The following is an 18,604-nucleotide window of genomic DNA, read 5'->3' on the forward strand; positions in this document are numbered from 1 at the left end:
AAAGGATAGAAATAAAAGATATAAAATCATTATTATTCTATCTTGGGTTTATGACATTTGAAAAAGAAGGATTAAGGACATATTTAAAAATACCAAATTATTCAATGAAAAAAATATTCTCAGAATATTTCACAGAATACATAGAAGAAAGGCTAACAGAATATATAGACACAGATGAAATAGAAAATGCAATAATAACGATATTAGAAGACGGAGAAATAGAACCATTTGCAAAAGAAATAGAAAACCTATTGAATAAAATGGACAACAGAATATTCATGGGATTAGATGAAAAATACATAAAAGCAATAATGTATAGTTATTTAGTATTAACGCCATATGCAATGGTAAAAATGGAATATCCAGTAGAAAATGGGTATATAGACATAGCAATGTTCAAAAGATACGAAGAAGTGCCATATGAAGCGATAATAGAAGTAAAATACATAAAACAAAAAGGATACACAGAAGAAAAATTAAAAATGAAAATAAAACAGGCAAAAGAACAAATAGAAAAATACAAGAAATCATATGAATTAAACACAAAAAATGAAACGATGAAAAAGTATATAATTGTTTTTGTTGGTAAAGAAGCGAAGTATATTGAGGAAATAAAATAAGGGTAGTATAATATAAAAAATTTTAAAATAAGTGAAACCTCAAAATTTATCTTTTTGTTTTACAGGGGAAAAAATAACGCCAGGAATATACCTGGCGCTTTTATATATATGAAGGGTTTAAAATTTATATTTATTAGTGATATTTCAAGAAAATTCAATTTTCTTCCTTTAATAATTCATATCTCAGGAAAAACTTTATTTTTTATTTTTCAATGCTTTTAATACTTTTTCTGGTGTAATTGGAAGATCTTTTATTCTAACACCAATTGCATTAAATATTGCATTTGCTATTGCGGCAGGTGGAGTATCTATTCCTATTTCACCGACACTTTTTGCACCAAAAGGGCCAGATGGTTCATAGCTTTCTACCAGTTCAACATCAAGTTTATTTATATCAACTCTTGATGGGATCTTATAATTCATAAGGTTGTTGGTTAATAATCTTCCGTTTTTATCATATATAACTTCTTCATATATTGCCATTCCTATTCCCTGAGCAAGGCCGCCTTCTACCTGAACTTTTGCGAGGTTTGGATTGATTGGAGTTCCGCAATCTACTACAGCAACATAATTAAGCAAATCGATTTTTCCTGTTTCTGTGTCTACTTCTACTTCAGCAAAACCTGCCATAAATGGCGGTGGTGATTCTTCACCTACATATGATCCAGTTACGCTCAATTGTTTTTGATTTTCATTATAATAAAGGATCTCTGCCAGTTTTTTTAGAGTTATTTTATTTTCTCCAGCAATTATCTCTTTACCATTAAAACTAACTTTTTCTTCAGAAATTTCAAAGTACTCAGCGCCGGCCTTAATAATTTCTTTTTTCATTTTCTCGGCGGCTATTCTAACAGCATTACCAGAAACATATGTTGTACTTGATGCGTAGGCTCCAGTATCGAATGGCGTTATATCCGTATCTGAAGAATAAGGTATTATATCATCAGTTGGAACATTTAATACTTCTGCAGCTATTTGTGATAAAATTGTGTCGCTACCAGTTCCAATGTCAGTTGCACCTATTAATAAGTTAAATGATCCATCATCATTCAATTTTAACGTTGCAGACGCCATATCAATTTTTGCAATTCCAGATCCTTGCATGGCAATTGCCATCCCCACACCTTTTACTTTTTTACCTTCTTTTTTAGATCTGAATTTATTTTCCCAATCGATTTTCTTTACACCTTTTTCAATACATTCATCCAGTTTACAACTGTTGACTATCATTTCTACGCCTTCCCTACCTTCACCCATTATTTTAAAGATAGGTGAAGTTTCTTTTTCTCGTATCATATTTATTTCTCTAAGTTTTACCGGATCCATATTTAATTTATGAGCCAGAATATCCATTGCTGATTCAATAGCAAAATTAGCCTGGATTGCGCCATATCCTCTAAATGCACCAGCAGATGGATGGTTAGTATATACCACATCTCCACCAAATCTTACAGCTTTTACCTTATTATACATTGGCAATACTTTTGAGCCAGCTACCATAAATGTTGTTAAAGCATGTTCTCCATAGGCACCTGTATCAGAAAGCCCTTTAACATCTATAACGTTTATTTTTCCATTTTTATCTGCACCAATGGTTATATCAAATCTCATAGTATGTCTGGTATATGTGGACTCAAAGACTTCTTTTCTTGTATAATATATTTTTGCAGGTTTTCCTGTTTTTAATGTAATTAAAGCAACATAGGGTTCTCCATGAATTCCCTGTTTCCCACCAAAACCTCCACCAACTCTTGGTTTTATAACCCTGATATTTTTTATTGGTATATCCAAAGCTCTTGATAATATTCTTCTTACATGAAATGGAACCTGTGTTGAAGAAACAACAACCAATCTTCCTTGCATATCTATATATGAAAATGCAGAATGAGGTTCCATCATAACATGAGCCTGAGCCTGTGTATAAAACCTTTCTTTAATAACTACTTCGGATTTTTTAATTTCTTCTTCGATATTTCCTATACTCATTTCATATGTTGCAGCTATATTATTTTTTGGATCAGAACTTATAAATCCTTCACTCTGAAAATCTTTTTCCGGATGAATGATACTTTTGGAACCTTTGCTTTTTTCAAAATCAAGAACAGGTTCCAGAACTTCGTATTCTACTTTTATTAATTTTAAAGCTTTTTCGGCTGTATATTCATCTTTTGCAGCTACTGCGGCAACTTCATCACCTACATATCTTACATACTCGTCAAAAATATATTTATCATATGGAGATGGTTCAGGATAACCCTGACCTGCTCTTGTGAATCTGTTTTTAGGTACATCTTTATATGTTAATATACATTCCACACCATCTAAACTTTCTGCTTCTTTTGTATCAATATTTTTTATTCTTGCAAATGCATGAGGACTTCTTAAAACCTTTACAATTAATGCATTTTTGGGAGCTAAATCATCTGTATAAACTGGTTTTCCACTAACCAATCCAATACCATCAACTTTTTTTATGGAACTTTTTACTTCTTTCATGCTTTCACCTCAAAATACTTTTTTATTGCTCTTAACTGAGGAACATAACCTGTACATCTACATAAATTACCTACTAAATATTTTTTAATTTCTTCTTCAGTTGGATTTTTTAATTCCTTTTTCATGGCATATACATTCAAAATTAATCCAGGACCACAAAACCCACATTGGTCAGCACCTTCTTCTAATAAGGCATTTGATATATTTTTAAATTCAGGATCTTTTTCGATACCTTCTATAGTTGTTATTTCGTGTCCATCAGCAGATGCTGCTAAAATCGAACAGGATAATACAGGTTTTCCATCCATTAAAACTGTGCACACACCGCATGTACCTGTGTCACATCCTTTTTTTACACTTGTATAGTCCAACTTTCTTAATACATCTAATAAAAACTCCGATGGAGATATTTCTACTTCTTTTTTTGTATTATTTATTGTAAGTATTATTTTCATTGTATAACCTCCTCTAAACCTCTTTTTACAAGAACAGGTGCTATCATCTTTCTGTATTCTTTTGAAGCTTTTATATTTGAACCATATTCCATTTCTTCAGCAGCAATTTTAGATGCCTCTTCAATATCATTATTATTCTTTAAGTATTCCATGGCTTTAGTTGCTAATTTTGCTACCGCGGGTCTTGTTCCTATTGAAATACGGAAATTTCTCTCTTCATCAACAGAAACCGCAGAATTTAAAATAGAAAAATCATAAAAAGAATTTCTCATATATTGAAAAGACATTTTTCTATTTTCGTTTTTTATTATTAATTCCACCAATATATCTTTTCTTATTTTTTCTGTTAAGAAAACTTCCAAAGGCATTCTTCCGTTATTGAATAATACAACATCTGTATTCAATACAAGAAGAGCTGTTATTAAATCAGAAAAACCCAATTTTGGAAAGATGGTTCCTCCAATTGTAGCAATATTTCTTAATTGCACAGACCAAATACTTTGTAAAACATGAATTAATTTACCTTCAAATACTTCTTTTATTATTTTGCTTCTTTCAACTTCGCCTAATGGTGTTGCGCCGCCGATTTTTATTTCATCATTTTCCAGTTTTACATAATTAAGTCCGGTATCTTGCAGGTCTATAGCCAGATTTATCTTTCTCGATGCCAATCTCATAAAAGCGCCACTTCCAATAATTTCAGCGCCTTCAATATTAATCAGTTTTTCATATGCTTCTTCCACACTTTTAGGCCTGAAATAATCTTTTATCTCTATCACACCTATCACCCTTCCTGAAAAGTTTTATTTAAATTATAAAAAGCTTTTATTAAAATATTTTTTATCATTTTTTTTCTATATTCAGCCGTTGCTCTAACATCGGTAATTGGATTAATTCTTTCCATATATTTTTCTCCTAACCAGCCAAATAGATCTCTGGTTATTTCTTTGCCTATAACAGATTTTTCCAGATCTTCAAATCGTATTATAGTCGGGCCTACTGACCCATAAGCTATTTTTATTTCTTCTATAATATTTTGTTTCTTTTTTAGTACAATCCCTAAACTAATAATAGATATGTTCATTGCATTTCTTTTTCCAACTTTTTCATAATAATATTCATATCCAATCCTTTCTTTTAATTCGATAGAATATATAAATTCTTCAGGTTTTAATTTAATTTTTCCGGGGCCATCTATTAACTGTGAAATTTTTATTTTTTTATTTGTGGGTTTAATATAAGCATAACCATGAAAAAGATATGTTGCCAATAAAAAATCGCCAGCAGGTGAAGCATTGCAGATATTTCCGATGGGTGTTGCTCTATTTCTTATTTGAGGGGAACCGATTTTTTTTATTATATCAATAAGCATCGGAAACTTTTCTTTAAATTCCCTATTTTTTAATAAATCGCTATAAGTTGTATTTAATGGAATTATTACTTTTTCATTTTCAAATTTTATTTCATCTTTCCCTAATCCTTTAGTATCTATTATGATTTCCGGTTTACATGATTTTGCTCTAAGTTTTACCATTAAATCTGTACCACCAGCAAGTAATTTGGCGTTATAATTAGATTTTAGCATGCTTAATTCTTCTATTGTTTTTGGTTTAGAGTATTTAAATTGCATTCTTTTCACCTCTTTTATCAGCAACTGTTTCATTTTTTTTTGCTAATTTTGTCGAGGACAATTTAACAGCTTCAATTATCTTCGTATATCCAGTACATCTGCAAAGATTACCTTCTAATGCTTCTTTTATCTCGTTGTCATCTGGATCAGGATTATTATCAAGTAAAACTTTTGTTGACATTATAAATCCTGGAGTACAAAAACCGCATTGAATAGCTCCTTTTTCTATATAGGATTCCTGAATTAATGTATCACCTATTTCGTTTAATCCTTCAAGTGTCCATACTTCCTGTCCATCCAGTTCAACTGCTAAAATCATACATGAATTAACATTTTTACCATTCAAAATTATTGTGCAGGCACCACATTCGCCTTCACCGCAACCCTCTTTTACAGATGTCATTCTCATATCATCTCTTAAAAAATCCAAAGCCCTTTTGTATTCTTCAACATCATATTCTATATATTTATTATTGAGTTTAAATCTGATTTTCATATTTTTCTATCACCTCTCTAACTCCGTTTATATCTGGTTTTATTTTTTCAAAATGCACAAATTTTTCTATTGCTTTTACATCTTTTAAACCATTGCCGGTAATTACTATTGCAACAGTCGCATCTTTACCGAGTGATTTTGACACTTTTTTTAATCCAGCATAAGATGTTGCTCCTGCAGGTTCGCCAAAAATTCCGGTTTTTAAAGATAATTCATATACAGCATTTAGTATTTCTTCATCAGAAACACTTACAAAATATCCACCACTTGCTTTTACGTATTTGCAGGCTTTTATAACATCCCTGGGTTTCCCAACACTTATACTATCTGCAATTGTATTCGTTTCTATATCATCTGGTAAAAATGGTTCTCCTTTATCAAAAACTTTTTTTACAGCAGCAGCACCTTCCGCCTGAACGCCAATTATTTTAGGGATTTTATCTATTAAACCTAATTTATAAAAATCATAAAATCCTTTATAAAAAGAACTTATAACGGTTCCATCTCCGACGCTTACAAATAAATAATCTGGAATTTCCCAATTATTTTGAACAGCAATTTCTAATGCTCCCGTTTTCTTTCCTTCGAGTAAATAAGGATTTATTGCCGAATTTCTACAATACCATCCTTTTTCTTCGCCGATTTTCATAGAAATGTCAAAAGCTTCATCATAGCTTCCATCTATGGGGATTACTTTTGCACCATAGATAAAAAGTTGGGATATTTTGGCTATTGGAGCAGAAGCAGGAAGAAAAATATATGTTTTTAATTTTGAAGCAGCGCTCAATCCTGCTAGAGAACTGGCAGCATTTCCTGTTGATGCACAATAGATAGTATCATATCCTTTTTCATATGCTTTAGCAATTGCAATAGCAGAAGCTCTATCTTTAAAAGAAGCAGTAGGATTGGTGCCATCATATTTAATTAATAAACTTTTTATCTCTAACTCTTCAGCCAATTCTGGCATTATATAAAGCGGTGTTCCGCCTACATGCAAATGTGTTTTGTATGCGTCGTTCTTTATTGGTAAAATTTTCTCAAACTGCCATATACTATTATATTTAGTAAAATCTTCTCTATGTAGTTTTATTCCATCATAATTAAACACAACTTCCAGTGTGCCTAAACGATTTCCACATGTTGGACAGATATATTCAGCTTCTTCAGCACCGTATATTTTTCCACAGTTAATGCAACGCAATTTGTAATTCACTATTTTTCCTCCTATTTTTTTTATTTTTCATATATATTAAATTTTACATTATTTTATACTTAAATTAAATCTTGCTTAAAGCTATTTTCGGTTAAATATAATCAATAATATTCAATTATTCCTGCTTAATAGCTTTTTTTGTAATATCTAAAAGAAAAAGATTCTCTCACGAAAAGCGTGAGTAATTAAAAATAAGATAATCCAATTATCATTAGTTTTGTAAAAAAATAAATAAAAACCCTCCATAAGGGAGGGTTTTTATTTGGCAGTAAAGTATCTAATATCATGTAAGTATTAACGAAGAATAAAAAAATAAAATGAGGCAGAAGCCTCATTTTATTTTTCAAATAATTTTTTTAAATTTTCAGAATAAGGGGGTTTTATTACACCTTTTTCCGTAATAATTGCTGTGATTAATTCATTTGGTGTTACATCAAACGCAGGGTTATAAACCTTGATTTCTTCTGGAACCATTTTTGATTTGTGACAAAATCTAACTTCTTTATGTGATCTTTCCTCTATGGGGATTTCGTTTCCGGTTGGAGTATTTAAATCTATAGTTGATAATGGGGCAGCAACATAGAATGGTATTCCATGTTTTTTTGCCAATACAGCGACAGAGTAAGTTCCTATTTTGTTTGCAACATCACCGTTTGAGGCTATTCTATCTGCTCCAACAATAACTGCATTTATTTTTCCCTGTTTCATTACCCATCCAGCCATATTATCAGAAATTAATGTTACATCAAATCCGTCTTTATATAATTCCCATACAGTTAACCTTGCTCCTTGTAAATAAGGCCTTGTTTCATCTGCATATACTTTTATATTTTTTCCTAATTCTCTAGCTCCTCTTATTACACCAAGAGCGGTTCCATAGTCTACAGTAGCCAGAGCTCCTGCGTTACAATGTGTTAATACTGTATCGCCATCATTTAACAATTCACCACCAAATTTTCCCATAGCTCTATTTGCTTCAATATCTTCATAGGCTATGTCTAATGCTTCTTTTTCAATTAAATCTATTAAATTTTTATTGTTTTTAATTTCTAAAAATTTTCTTTCCATTCTGTCTAAAGCCCAGAAAAGGTTAACAGCAGTTGGCCTTGTATTAGCAAGTGTTTCTTTGACTTCTTTCATTTTGTTGAAATCATTAAGAAATTCTTTTACTCCAAGCACATAGCCGAAAGCAGCAGATGCTCCTATCGCAGGAGCTCCGCGAACTACCATATCTTTTATAGCGGTAGCAACTTCTTTATAATTTTTACATGTTATATATGTTTCTTCTAGAGGCAAAATCCTCTGATCAACTAATATTAAGGAATCTCCAGTCCATTCCATAGACATGGTTTTTAACTTACTCATTCTTTGTCATCCTTTTCCACTTCTGCTATAACTCTTTTAGCTAATTGAACATAAGGTGCAACGTGTTCAGGTTTTCCAAAATATGCTGCGGGTTTTCCTGTATCCATGTTTATTCTTATATCTTCGCTTATTGGTATTTCAGCTAAAATAGGCAATTTATACTTTTCTGCCAAACTTTTTGCACCATCTTTGCCAAAAATATAATGCTTTGTGTGGCAATTTGGACATTCAAAATATGCCATATTTTCAACTAATCCCAAAACTTTTTTATCCATAACTTTAAAGAAGTTTATAGCTCTTTCTACATCATCTTTCGATACTTCGGATGGCGTTGTGACAATAATAGCTCCATCGAACTTCTTTAACATTTGCATAACAGTTAGCGGTTCATCACCTGTACCAGGAGGTGCATCGATAATCATATAATCTAATTCTTCCCATTCAATATCATTAAAAAATTGTTTTATTGTTCCAGTCTTGATTGGGCCTCTCCAAACAATAGGTTTTCCGCTTTCTGGTACAAATTGTGAAACTGAAATTACTTTAACGCCATTAACTTCTGGAGGTACTATTTTTTCACCAACCTGATAAGGATGATCTTTTTCTGTTCCTCCTAACATCCTCATTACATTTGGACCATGCATATCAATATCCATTAACCCAACTTTTCTACCTTCCAATGCAAGAGCTACAGATAAATTTACTGCTATTGTTGATTTTCCGACTCCACCTTTTCCACTCATTACCATTATTACGTGTTTTATATTTTTTAACTCATTTTGATCAGGTAATTTAAATTGAACATTTTTGTTTGCCATATTATTCCTCCTCAACTATAATTTCGTAGGTTACCTCAGCAACGCCTTTTACAGTAGCTGATGCTGAACAATATTTTTCCTGTGATAATTTTACCGCACGTTCTAATTTTTCAATAGGTAAATTGTTTCCTTTAAAATAATATTTTATATGTATTTTTGTAAATGCTCTTGGATGATTTTCCTTTCTTTCTGTTTCTAATTTTACTCTTAAATCTTTATAATCTACTTTCATTTTCTTTAAAATCATAGCAACATCTATTCCTGTACAACCGCCTATTCCAAGTAAAAATAACTCTAAAGCTCTTGGTCCGCTACCAGTTCCACCAACTTCTGGTGATGCATCAATAATTACATCGTGACCAGAAGGAGTTTTTGAAACAAATTGCATACCTGTAGTGTTTTTTAATTCAATTTCCATAATTCCCCTCCTAAATATGATTTTTTAAGTCAAGTATAATTATAGCGCTATACTTATAATAATGTATAACATTATCTTTAAAAAATAGTATTTATTTTTAATCTAATTTTTGAGTTTTAATTTTTTTGAGGTATAATATAAAAAACTGCTTTTTGGAGGTTGTATATGATAAAAAAGATAATTATACTTGTATCCATTTTTTTTCCTTTGATATTGATAGCATCTCCAGATACTTTTTTAATTGTAGATAAAATAGCTGTTGGTGAAAGAACATTTCATATTGATGTATTTGGTAATTATGCTACTATTTGTAATTATAGTGGTACTGTAAAGGTTATCGATTATGTTAATGGAGATGTTACGTTGTATGTTGATAATGGTATAGTTTCAAGGCCAATGGCAGGATATTATATTAATAATTATCTCTATGTAATAGATAACGGAGACCCTTCATTGAAAGTAATTAATAAATGGGGTACTTTAAGCAGAAAGTTGAAATTGGATGCAAAACCTGTGAATATGAAATTTTTAAAAAATAAGTTTTATATTACTACAACTAATCCATATGGAATGTATGTAATAAACAAAGAAGCTTTAAAGATAGAGAAATTTTATAAATTTCCGGTAAAAACCCCCTTCATATCTATAGTGGATGATGATATATTGATTCCAATGTATGAAAATGAGAATAAAAAAGATAATATTCTTACGACTTATAAATTGTTGTTTAAATTAAGTGATGAAAGTTTTGTAATGAATTTAAAAAGGATTTCTTTTCCTATTGACATCAAAAAGTACAAAGATAAATATTACTTAGGTGAATATTTTGATGGCGGTATTTATGAATTATGGAATAATTATCAAAAAAAGATTGCCCAATTCGGAAAATATTTAATTAACATAGGAATATTTAATGATAACATTATAGGAAATTCTCTTTTTGGTGGAATTTATATTTATTCATTAAAGGATAAAAATACTCGTGTAATATTGAAAAATATCCCAATTACAGATTTTGCATATAATCCTAAAAGTGATTATTTGTTTGCAATTTCGCATATAACAGGTGAATTTTTTGTTATTGATAAAAATTTTAATATATATGAAAAATTAAAGATTGATGGTTATCCTATAGATGTTGAAGTGCCAACTGATAATATTATTCTTGTGTTATCCACTGATGGTAGAGAATTAAAAATCATAAGACGATTTTGATATGAAATTAACATTTATAAAAAAGCTTTAATAATTTCTAGAGTTTTTTGATGTGATATGTTTAATTTATCCATGAAATTTTTTTGTATTTTTTCAAAGTCATAAGTTTTTAACTGAGATAAAGAATCAATTAAATCATCTTCATTTTTAAAAAAAAGATTATATTTTTTGTCAATTGTTTTGAATACTCTATAATTCTTTTGATTTTTATACATTATAACGGGTATTCCAAGATATAAGGACAAAATACCCCCATGTAGTCTATCCGATATTACAAATTCTGATTTTAACATTTTATTAATGATTTTATTTTCTTCTGAAACCGGGAAAGATATATTTATATTATTTTTGTATTTCTCAAAAAAATCATAGGCTATAATGGCATCTTGAGATTTGTTTAAAACTATAGGTGTTATACTATTTATATTAACATATTTTAGCAAATATATTATTTTGTCCCAATTTCGTTTGTTTTTTATTATTATAGATATATGGTATTTTTTTATATCTTTTTGAAATTGAAAGTTTTTGTATTTGATCATTCCAATGTCTGTGCCTAACTCAAAATGATTCGAAAATTTTTTTGCATACCTATAACTTGTCTCATCCCTTAATATTCCAGATAAATTTTTATATTTTAAAAGTTTCCTCATCCTTTTTATTGCATATTTATGTTTAAAATGTCCAAATCCCTGAGATAAAAATAATATGTGCTTTTTATAATGTTTTGCTATTTTAAATAAAAAATCATAATATAAAAAACTTCTCAATGATGTTTCTGTTTGAAAAATATTTCCTCCACCGTAAATAACTATATCACATTCTTTTATAATTTTTATTATTTTCTGGATATTATATTTATCAACTTTATGTATTTTAAAGCTGTAATTTTTAGTTATTTTTGTTTTATCCAATAATGTATAAACTTTTCCATCAAAATTTAATTCGCTAAAAATCTCTAATATTGATTGAAATAATAATTCATCACCCAGATTATTATATCCGTAATAACCTATAAGAAATATTTTATTCATGTCATCCATCTCCTTAGGTTTTTTTAGTTTTTTCATAGAACAATAATTCAGGAGGCGAGTAAAATGTTTTATAAAGATCTTGCAATAAATATTATACCAAAAGCATTAGATGCTGTTGAAACAAGACAAAAAATATATTCTCATAATATAGCTAATTATAACACACCAGGATACAAAAGAAAAGAAGTATCTTTTGAAGAAGAATTAAAGAAAGCTTTAGGGAATTCTGATGAGATTAAATTAAAAATAAATAATGGAAAACATATAAAAAATATACCGTCTGTTAATGAGGTGAGTTATAAGATTATTGAAGATAACTCGCGTTCAAATAGAGAAGATGGTAATAACGTTGATATTGATGTTGAAATGGTTAAAATGATGGAGAATACATTACAATACAATGCTTTAACAAAACTAATTAATTATAGATTTTCTGATTATAAAACTGTTATAGGAGGAATTAGATAAAAATGAATATCAATACTTTTAGAATAATGGATATTGCTGCAAGTGGTATGACGGCTGAAAGGTTCAGAACAGAAGTAATATCTAATAATCTTGCAAATGCGAATACTACAAGAACAGAAAATGGTGGCCCATATAGAAGAAAAATAGTAACATTCAAAGAAGTTTTAAACAAAAATAGGACTAAAAGAGATGAGCAATTATCTGGAGTAAGAGTTTCAAATTTAAAGGAAGATAATAGTCCTTTTAGATTAGTGTATGATCCAGGTCACCCAGATGCAGATGAAAATGGATATGTAAAATATCCAAATGTTAATCCTTTGAGGGAAATGGTCGATTTAATTAGTGCCCAGAGGGCGTATGAATCTAATGTTGCTGTTATAAATTCTGCAAAAACAATGTTTAATTCGGCATTATCTATAGGTCGTGGAGCTTAGGAGGTGTAATAGATGATAGAAAAAATACCAGGAGTATCAGGAATAAATGGAATTAATAATATAGCAAGGACGCAAAAAAGTAATAATACATCTTCAAAAAATTTGAATTTTGCTGACATTTTAAGAAATGCTATTGAAGATGTAAATAAAACTCAGAAAATTTCCGAACAAATGAGTGCAGATTATGCAGCAGGAAAAATAGATAATATTCATAATGTTATTATTTCTGCTGAAAAAGCATCTTTATCGTTAAAATTAACAACAGAAGTAACTAATAAGATAGTTCAGGCTTATAAAGAAATTATGAGGATGCAGATTTAGGTGATATGTTATGGATGAAATTATAAAAGCTGTAGATGAATTTTTTGAAAAAAATCCAGAGGCGGATTTTAGCTCTCTGGAAGTTTTTCTTTATAGAAATTTTAATAAAAAAGATGTTGAATTTTATTTTCAACTTATAGGAGAAGCAATTTTAAGTGCTGAAGGAGGTTTTAGAAATCCAATGAGTGTATTTTTAGAAAATGATCCAGATATTAAAATTATTAAAAATCCGGAAAAATCTTTACTTGAAAAATTAAATGTAGAAAAATGGCCTATATGGGAAAAAGAGATTTCTACTTTTGATTGGTATTATGATGATTCTGAAGTTTGTTATATTTTAAAAGGAAAGGTTATAGTTCATACTAAAAATGGTGACTATACTATTGAAAAGGGAGATTTGGTTAGATTTAGAAAAGGACTTTCATGCACTTGGGAAATACTTGAAGATATAAAAAAACATTATAATTTTGGTATAGATATATAGGATTGCAGATGCAATCCTTTTTTTATCTTAATATCCAAAAATAAAATTAATGCTATATTTCATATAAGCTTTTTGATAATTTGAAAAAATAAGAAAAATTTAGAATTTTACATTTAATAACAAATATTTGCTAATATATATGTATAATCTTTTGAATATGAATTTTTTGATTTTTGTTAATATGACTATAATTATAGTCAAGGGGGTTTTTTATGGATATTGAAAATTTGAAATTTTATAGTATTGCGGAAGCGAAAGCTAAATTTTCTAAAGCTGCAGAAGAATCAAAAAAAAATTTTGTAGTAATAACCAAAAACGGGAAACCAGAATTCGTTTTGATTGATTTTGAACGATTTAAAAAATTAATGAACTTTATTGACGAAATAAGAGATTTATATTTAATGGAGATCGGAGAACCTGGTAAATATAATGAAATAAAAGATTTATTTAAAGAGATTGAAAGTTTAGATGAATAATAGTTTATATGAATAATATGGAGGTGTTTTAAATGGCACAAGTTGTATTAGAAAATATTGATAAAGTTTACCCTAATGGGTTTCATGCTGTAAAAAATGCAAGTTTTACGATTGAAGACAAAGAATTTTGCGTATTATTAGGGCCATCTGGTTGTGGTAAAACTACAACTTTGAGAATGATTGCTGGTTTAGAAGAGATCACAAATGGGAAATTAATAATTGATGGTAAAGTTGTTAACGATGTTGAACCAAAAGATAGAGATATTGCTTTTGTTTTCCAGAATTATGCTCTTTATCCTCATATGACAGTATATGATAATATGGCGTTTGGATTGAAATTAAGAAAATTTCCTAAAGATGAAATAGATGCAAGGGTTAAAAATGCAGCTAAAATTTTAGATATTGCACATTTATTAGACAGGAAGCCAAAGCAATTATCCGGTGGTCAAAGACAAAGGGTAGCAGTTGGTAGAGCTATAGTTAGGGATCCAAAAGTATTTTTATTTGATGAACCTTTATCAAACTTAGATGCTAAATTAAGGGTTCAAATGAGAAGTGAGTTGAAAAAATTACATCATAGATTAAATGCAACAATTGTTTATGTTACACATGACCAAGTTGAAGCTATGACTATGGCTGATAAAATTGTTATTATGAAAGATGGTGTAATCCAACAAATTGGTTCTCCATATGATGTATACTTCAAACCAACAAACAAATTTGTTGCAGGATTTATTGGAACACCTCCTATGAATTTCTTGGAAGCAAGTGTAATCAGAGGAGAAGGTGGATTATGGATAGCATCAAACGGCTTTAAAGTGAAAGTACCAAAAGAATTTGAAGAAAAATTGGAGTCTTATGTAGATAAAGATGTTATTTTTGGTATTAGACCGGAAAATATTCATGATAAATCTATATATAAAGGAGAACATACTAATGATGTTATAAAAGGTGTTGTAGATGTTGCAGAACCATTAGGTAGTGAAACATTATTGCATGTAAATATAGCAGGTCAAGCGTTAGTTGCTAAAGTTGATCCAACTACAAAAGCTAAAGAAGATACAGAAGTAGAACTTATTTTGGAAATGGAAACAATGCATGTATTTGATAAGGAAACAGAATTAGCAGTTATTTAAAAAAGTAGTCTTATTAATTAATAAATTAGAGGCCCTTTTCTGGGCCTCGTTATTTTTGTTTATTAGCTATTTTTGTTATAATTAATATGGAGGTGTAAATATGGCAAATATTTTTGATATAGAAAATTATTTAAATAATCTTTTAGAAATTGATAAATTTAATGATTTTTGTTTTAATGGAATACAGATTGAAGGAAAATATGAAGTGAATAAAGTAGCCATTGGAGTATCTTTTAATAAGGAGTTTTTAGATGAAGCATTAAAAATTAATGCTGATATGTTATTGGTTCATCACGGGATTTTTGGAAAAGGTTTTTTCAAAATACGCGGATATTTGAAAAACAGAATATCGCCACTGATTAAAAATAATTTAACTTTGATGGGATATCATTTACCGCTTGATGCACATCCTGAATATGGAAATAATGTACAGATTGCTAAAAAGCTTGATTTGAAAATATTAGAACCTATTGATGTTGGTTTTATTTGCGAATATGATTCAGCAGTAGAATTTGATGTTTTTGAAAAAAAATTGAAAAATATATTTGAACGTGATGATTTATTAATATATAAAACTAAAAATTACGTAAAAAAAGTTGCTATTATATCAGGTGGAGGTTCTTATGCTTTAGAGTCACTTGAAGGTAAAGTTGATACATATATAACTGGAGAGGTTAAGGAACATATTAGAAATATTTCAAAAGAAATGGGGATAAATTATATAAATGCTGGACATTATTCAACAGAAACATTTGGAGTAAAATCTATTGCAAAATTATTGGAAAAAGAATTTAATTTAGAATGTATTTTTATTGATATATATAATGAAATTTAATTATTTTATGATATAATTATCCTGATAAAATTCAGGAGGGATTATATGAAAAAGATAATAATTTTCATAATTTTAATATATAGCATTATTATATTTTCAATAAATTTTTCAAAAAGCGGAAAAGGATATTATGAAATTCCTGCATACAAACCCCTTTTAGGAATTTCGTTGAATGAAGGACTTTTTGACGTAAACATGCCGTTTTTACTTGCTAATTTAGAATTTAAAAATGATTTTTATTATTTACCCTACACAAAATATTTATATAAAAGTAATGAGATTTTTGTATTGGGATTAATTGAAAGAAAAGAAGATTATTCAAATAGCGATTTTACTGTGTACGGTTCAAATAGCATAATAAATAAATATAATGAAGAAATAAAAAATGCTAATATTTCTATATTAATTTTATACAAAAATGTTTCTCTTCATGGTGTAAAGATTAGTCAGGAAAGTACGAATTTAAATTTGAATAATTTTTCATTTGTTATAAAAGATACATTTCCAAGAGAAATATATTCTTTAGATAATTCAGTATTTGAAAAATTTTATAAAGAAGATTTAAAAGAAGATAATTATATTTATTATAAAGTAAAAAATGGAGATACATTATATAGTATTTCAAGGATTTTTGGTGTTTCTATAGATTATTTGTTGAAAATTAATAATATAAAATCACCGGAATTGTTAAAAGATGGTATGTTTATTATTGTTGGCACATCAAAAAATTTTAAAGGTAAAGGTGAAATAAATGATTAACCATTATGATGCAATAAATTCAATTATTGCAAATATGCCTATTTCAAATTTCAGATTGATTTTAGGTATAAAAATATCAGAAAATTTGTTTAGAGTTATTACTTATTTTGACTCTGAAAAGATGGATTTTGATTTTTCTATAAACGGCATGTATTTCTCCGTAGAAGAGAAATTTCTTGTAAATAATTTTGACTCGGTTCTGTATGAAGAATCTATTAACAAACATTTTTTCGAAGGTAAAGAAGATTATTTTGCTGTTGGTCAAAATATTATTTTTAGGAAAGAAGTTGTTGGATTTATATATGTATTAATAGATAAAACAACAAAGTATGATAATATTAATACGTTAAAAGACCTTTTTTATGAACATTTGAAAAGTTTTTTAACCATTATTTTAGATACCAAAGACTATATTTTGAAAGAGTATTCAATTGAGCAAACAATAAATTCATTATTTTATATATTAAAAGCTCATGATGCATACACTTATTATCATTCCCTGAGAATAGCAGATTTATCAGTTCTTATTGCTGAGAAATTAAGTTTAAAACAGGAAGATATTGAAAAAGTATATTATGCAGCTTTAATACATGATCTTGGAGAAATATGGATATCTAAAGATATTCTCCAAAAATCTGAGAAACTTACACAACCTGAATTGGAACAGATAAAGCAGCACACACAAAAATTAGAGTTTTTATTTGCTGGAAATGATTATTTTTTAGAATTTGTTGAAATAGCTAAAAATCATCATGAGTATCTTGACGGTAGTGGATATTCAAAGAAAAGCAAATACGACCTTTCTATATTATCAAGAATTTTAGCTGTTGCTGAAGTAGTTGATGCGTTGCTTTCAAATAGGCCGTGGAGAAAGGCAATGAAAATAAAAGATGCAATAAAAATATTATTAAAAATGGTAGAAAACAATAAGTTAGATGAAAAAATAGTAAAAGCTGTTATAAAAATAATACCTGAATTTTATGGAGGATTATCTCAAAACACATTTATGAAATATAATGATGTATTTGTTACGTTTGATTATAAAGGTAAAGATATAAGGATTGATGCTAAAATTATTGATCTCAAAAAAGATTATATTAATCTATATCTCCCAATAAAAACAGTGGAAATTGAAAAAGATATTATTAATATTAATGAAAAATTTCTTGAAATGAAGAAAGAAATTTACCTGGAATATTATTCTGGAAACAATTCTATTCTAAAAAATTGTACAATAGTTGGAAAAAATCGTTTAGGATATATTTTGAAAATTAATAAAGATATTGAAGAAAATGAAATTATTTCTGTAAAATGGAATTTGAATGGTATAGGAGTTCCACTAAAAAGGGTTGTTTTTGTAAATAAATATGTGTGGCGTCTTGATAATGAAAAAGCTTTTAAAATTAACATAGAGAGTATTTCAAATAAAAATATAATTTTTTATGCATTGAAAGATAAAATAAACAAAATGTCAGATAAAAAAATTTTAATAACCTTTGAAGCTATGAAGTTGAAAATTAATTTAGTAGGTGAAATTATATATAAAGAGGAAATTTTTAGTGGTTATTATCATTGTGATTTTAAAATAGGTGAAATCACAGATGAAGAATATACAAAATTAATTCAAATCATCAATTTACGCCAGGAACAATTAAAAATGTTACATTAAATTCGGGATGTCCCGAATTTTTTCTTAAAAACAAAATAATTGTAACTTTTTATATTGACATAAAAAATATTTTAAGGGTATAATAGGTGAAGGTATATATAGAAAAATTTTAAAAGGAGGAATTCTAATGAAAAGAACATACCAACCTTCAAGAAGAAAGAGAAGAAGAACACATGGATTTTTAGCAAGAACTAAAACTCCAGGTGGAAGGGCTGTTTTAAGAAGAAGAAGAGCAAAAGGAAGAAAAAGATTAGCTGTTTGA

At 28.4% G+C, this 18,604-nt stretch carries 22 protein-coding genes; 12 read left to right on the top strand and 10 right to left on the bottom strand.

Annotated features, from left to right (window positions below; translation table 11 throughout):
* Positions 1-620: PD-(D/E)XK nuclease domain-containing protein (locus XO12_RS04540; RefSeq protein WP_175419762.1), on the top strand; the 620-nt coding region annotated here is incomplete at its 5' end.
* 195 nt (positions 621-815) lie between these two features.
* Here XO12_RS04540 and XO12_RS04545 read toward each other — a convergent pair.
* From XO12_RS04545 to XO12_RS04585, 9 genes are all read right to left on the bottom strand, one after another.
* Positions 816-3,116 (bottom strand): xanthine dehydrogenase family protein molybdopterin-binding subunit, encoded by a 2,301-nt coding sequence (locus tag XO12_RS04545; RefSeq protein WP_047265395.1) that lies wholly within the window; start codon positions 3,114-3,116, stop codon positions 816-818.
* Complete coding sequence (locus XO12_RS04550; protein WP_047265394.1) at positions 3,113-3,571, bottom strand: (2Fe-2S)-binding protein; 459 nt, start codon at positions 3,569-3,571, stop codon at positions 3,113-3,115. Before XO12_RS04550 ends, XO12_RS04545 begins: the two co-directional genes overlap by 4 nt.
* Positions 3,568-4,350 carry a xanthine dehydrogenase family protein subunit M gene (locus tag XO12_RS11605; protein WP_047265393.1) on the bottom strand — a complete coding sequence of 261 codons (783 nt, stop codon included), beginning with the start codon at positions 4,348-4,350 and terminating at the stop codon, positions 3,568-3,570. Before XO12_RS11605 ends, XO12_RS04550 begins: the two co-directional genes overlap by 4 nt.
* Before the next feature lie 5 nt (positions 4,351-4,355).
* Positions 4,356-5,201 carry a xanthine dehydrogenase family protein subunit M gene (locus XO12_RS04560; RefSeq protein WP_047265392.1) on the bottom strand — a complete coding sequence of 282 codons (846 nt, stop codon included), beginning with the start codon at positions 5,199-5,201 and terminating at the stop codon, positions 4,356-4,358.
* The gene (locus XO12_RS04565; RefSeq protein ID WP_047265391.1) at positions 5,191-5,697 is read right to left on the bottom strand and encodes a (2Fe-2S)-binding protein; all 507 of its coding nucleotides are present in this window, start codon (positions 5,695-5,697) and stop codon (positions 5,191-5,193) included. Before XO12_RS04565 ends, XO12_RS04560 begins: the two co-directional genes overlap by 11 nt.
* Positions 5,681-6,910, bottom strand: coding sequence for a threonine synthase (thrC, locus tag XO12_RS04570; protein WP_231580374.1), 1,230 nt, complete (start codon positions 6,908-6,910; stop codon positions 5,681-5,683). The genes XO12_RS04565 and thrC overlap by 17 nt, the downstream gene beginning before the upstream one ends.
* 336 nt (positions 6,911-7,246) lie before the next feature.
* Entirely contained in the window at positions 7,247-8,275 is a 1,029-nt protein-coding gene (mtnA, locus tag XO12_RS04575; protein WP_047265389.1) for an S-methyl-5-thioribose-1-phosphate isomerase, read from the bottom strand.
* Positions 8,272-9,093 carry an Mrp/NBP35 family ATP-binding protein gene (locus XO12_RS04580; RefSeq protein ID WP_047265388.1) on the bottom strand — a complete coding sequence of 274 codons (822 nt, stop codon included), beginning with the start codon at positions 9,091-9,093 and terminating at the stop codon, positions 8,272-8,274. Before XO12_RS04580 ends, mtnA begins: the two co-directional genes overlap by 4 nt.
* Position 9,094: 1 nt before the next feature.
* Entirely contained in the window at positions 9,095-9,511 is a 417-nt protein-coding gene (locus XO12_RS04585; RefSeq protein WP_047265387.1) for an OsmC family protein, read from the bottom strand.
* A 165-nt stretch (positions 9,512-9,676) separates the two neighbouring features.
* Between XO12_RS04585 and XO12_RS04590 the strand changes: the two genes are divergently transcribed.
* Complete coding sequence (locus XO12_RS04590; protein WP_047265386.1) at positions 9,677-10,726, top strand: hypothetical protein; 1,050 nt, start codon at positions 9,677-9,679, stop codon at positions 10,724-10,726.
* A gap of 14 nt (positions 10,727-10,740) precedes the next feature.
* Here XO12_RS04590 and XO12_RS04595 read toward each other — a convergent pair whose 3' ends face one another.
* Positions 10,741-11,760 carry a polysaccharide pyruvyl transferase family protein gene (locus tag XO12_RS04595; RefSeq protein WP_047265385.1) on the bottom strand — a complete coding sequence of 340 codons (1,020 nt, stop codon included), beginning with the start codon at positions 11,758-11,760 and terminating at the stop codon, positions 10,741-10,743.
* Between the two features lie 63 nt (positions 11,761-11,823).
* Here XO12_RS04595 and flgB point away from each other — a divergent pair, with 63 nt between their 5' ends.
* The 10 genes from flgB to rpmH all read left to right on the top strand — a co-directional run bounded on the left by flgB (position 11,824) and on the right by rpmH (position 18,604).
* Positions 11,824-12,228, top strand: coding sequence for a flagellar basal body rod protein FlgB (gene flgB, locus XO12_RS04600; RefSeq protein ID WP_047265384.1), 405 nt, complete (start codon positions 11,824-11,826; stop codon positions 12,226-12,228).
* 8 nt (positions 12,229-12,236) lie between these two features.
* Entirely contained in the window at positions 12,237-12,662 is a 426-nt protein-coding gene (gene flgC / locus XO12_RS04605; protein ID WP_047265403.1) for a flagellar basal body rod protein FlgC, read from the top strand.
* 12 nt (positions 12,663-12,674) lie between these two features.
* A complete protein-coding gene (gene fliE / locus XO12_RS04610; protein WP_047265383.1) occupies positions 12,675-12,983 on the top strand; it encodes a flagellar hook-basal body complex protein FliE in 309 nt (102 codons plus the stop codon).
* A gap of 181 nt (positions 12,984-13,164) precedes the next feature.
* Positions 13,165-13,467 (top strand): cupin domain-containing protein, encoded by a 303-nt coding sequence (locus XO12_RS11610; protein WP_047265402.1) that lies wholly within the window; start codon positions 13,165-13,167, stop codon positions 13,465-13,467.
* Between the two features lie 212 nt (positions 13,468-13,679).
* Positions 13,680-13,943 (top strand): type II toxin-antitoxin system Phd/YefM family antitoxin, encoded by a 264-nt coding sequence (locus XO12_RS04620; protein ID WP_047265382.1) that lies wholly within the window; start codon positions 13,680-13,682, stop codon positions 13,941-13,943.
* A gap of 32 nt (positions 13,944-13,975) precedes the next feature.
* Positions 13,976-15,079, top strand: coding sequence for an ABC transporter ATP-binding protein (locus XO12_RS04625; protein ID WP_047265381.1), 1,104 nt, complete (start codon positions 13,976-13,978; stop codon positions 15,077-15,079).
* Between the two features lie 100 nt (positions 15,080-15,179).
* Positions 15,180-15,914: a Nif3-like dinuclear metal center hexameric protein gene (locus XO12_RS04630; protein ID WP_047265380.1), complete on the top strand. Its 735-nt coding sequence runs from the start codon at positions 15,180-15,182 to the stop codon at positions 15,912-15,914.
* Between the two features lie 45 nt (positions 15,915-15,959).
* Positions 15,960-16,673, top strand: coding sequence for a LysM peptidoglycan-binding domain-containing protein (locus tag XO12_RS04635; RefSeq protein WP_052913151.1), 714 nt, complete (start codon positions 15,960-15,962; stop codon positions 16,671-16,673).
* Positions 16,666-18,342 carry an HD-GYP domain-containing protein gene (locus XO12_RS04640; protein ID WP_052913150.1) on the top strand — a complete coding sequence of 559 codons (1,677 nt, stop codon included), beginning with the start codon at positions 16,666-16,668 and terminating at the stop codon, positions 18,340-18,342. The genes XO12_RS04635 and XO12_RS04640 overlap by 8 nt, the downstream gene beginning before the upstream one ends.
* A gap of 127 nt (positions 18,343-18,469) precedes the next feature.
* Positions 18,470-18,604, top strand: coding sequence for a 50S ribosomal protein L34 (rpmH, locus tag XO12_RS04645; protein WP_047265379.1), 135 nt, complete (start codon positions 18,470-18,472; stop codon positions 18,602-18,604).

The organism is Marinitoga sp. 1154 (genome assembly GCF_013363285.1).
In the GTDB taxonomy this organism is placed as follows: domain Bacteria; phylum Thermotogota; class Thermotogae; order Petrotogales; family Petrotogaceae; genus Marinitoga.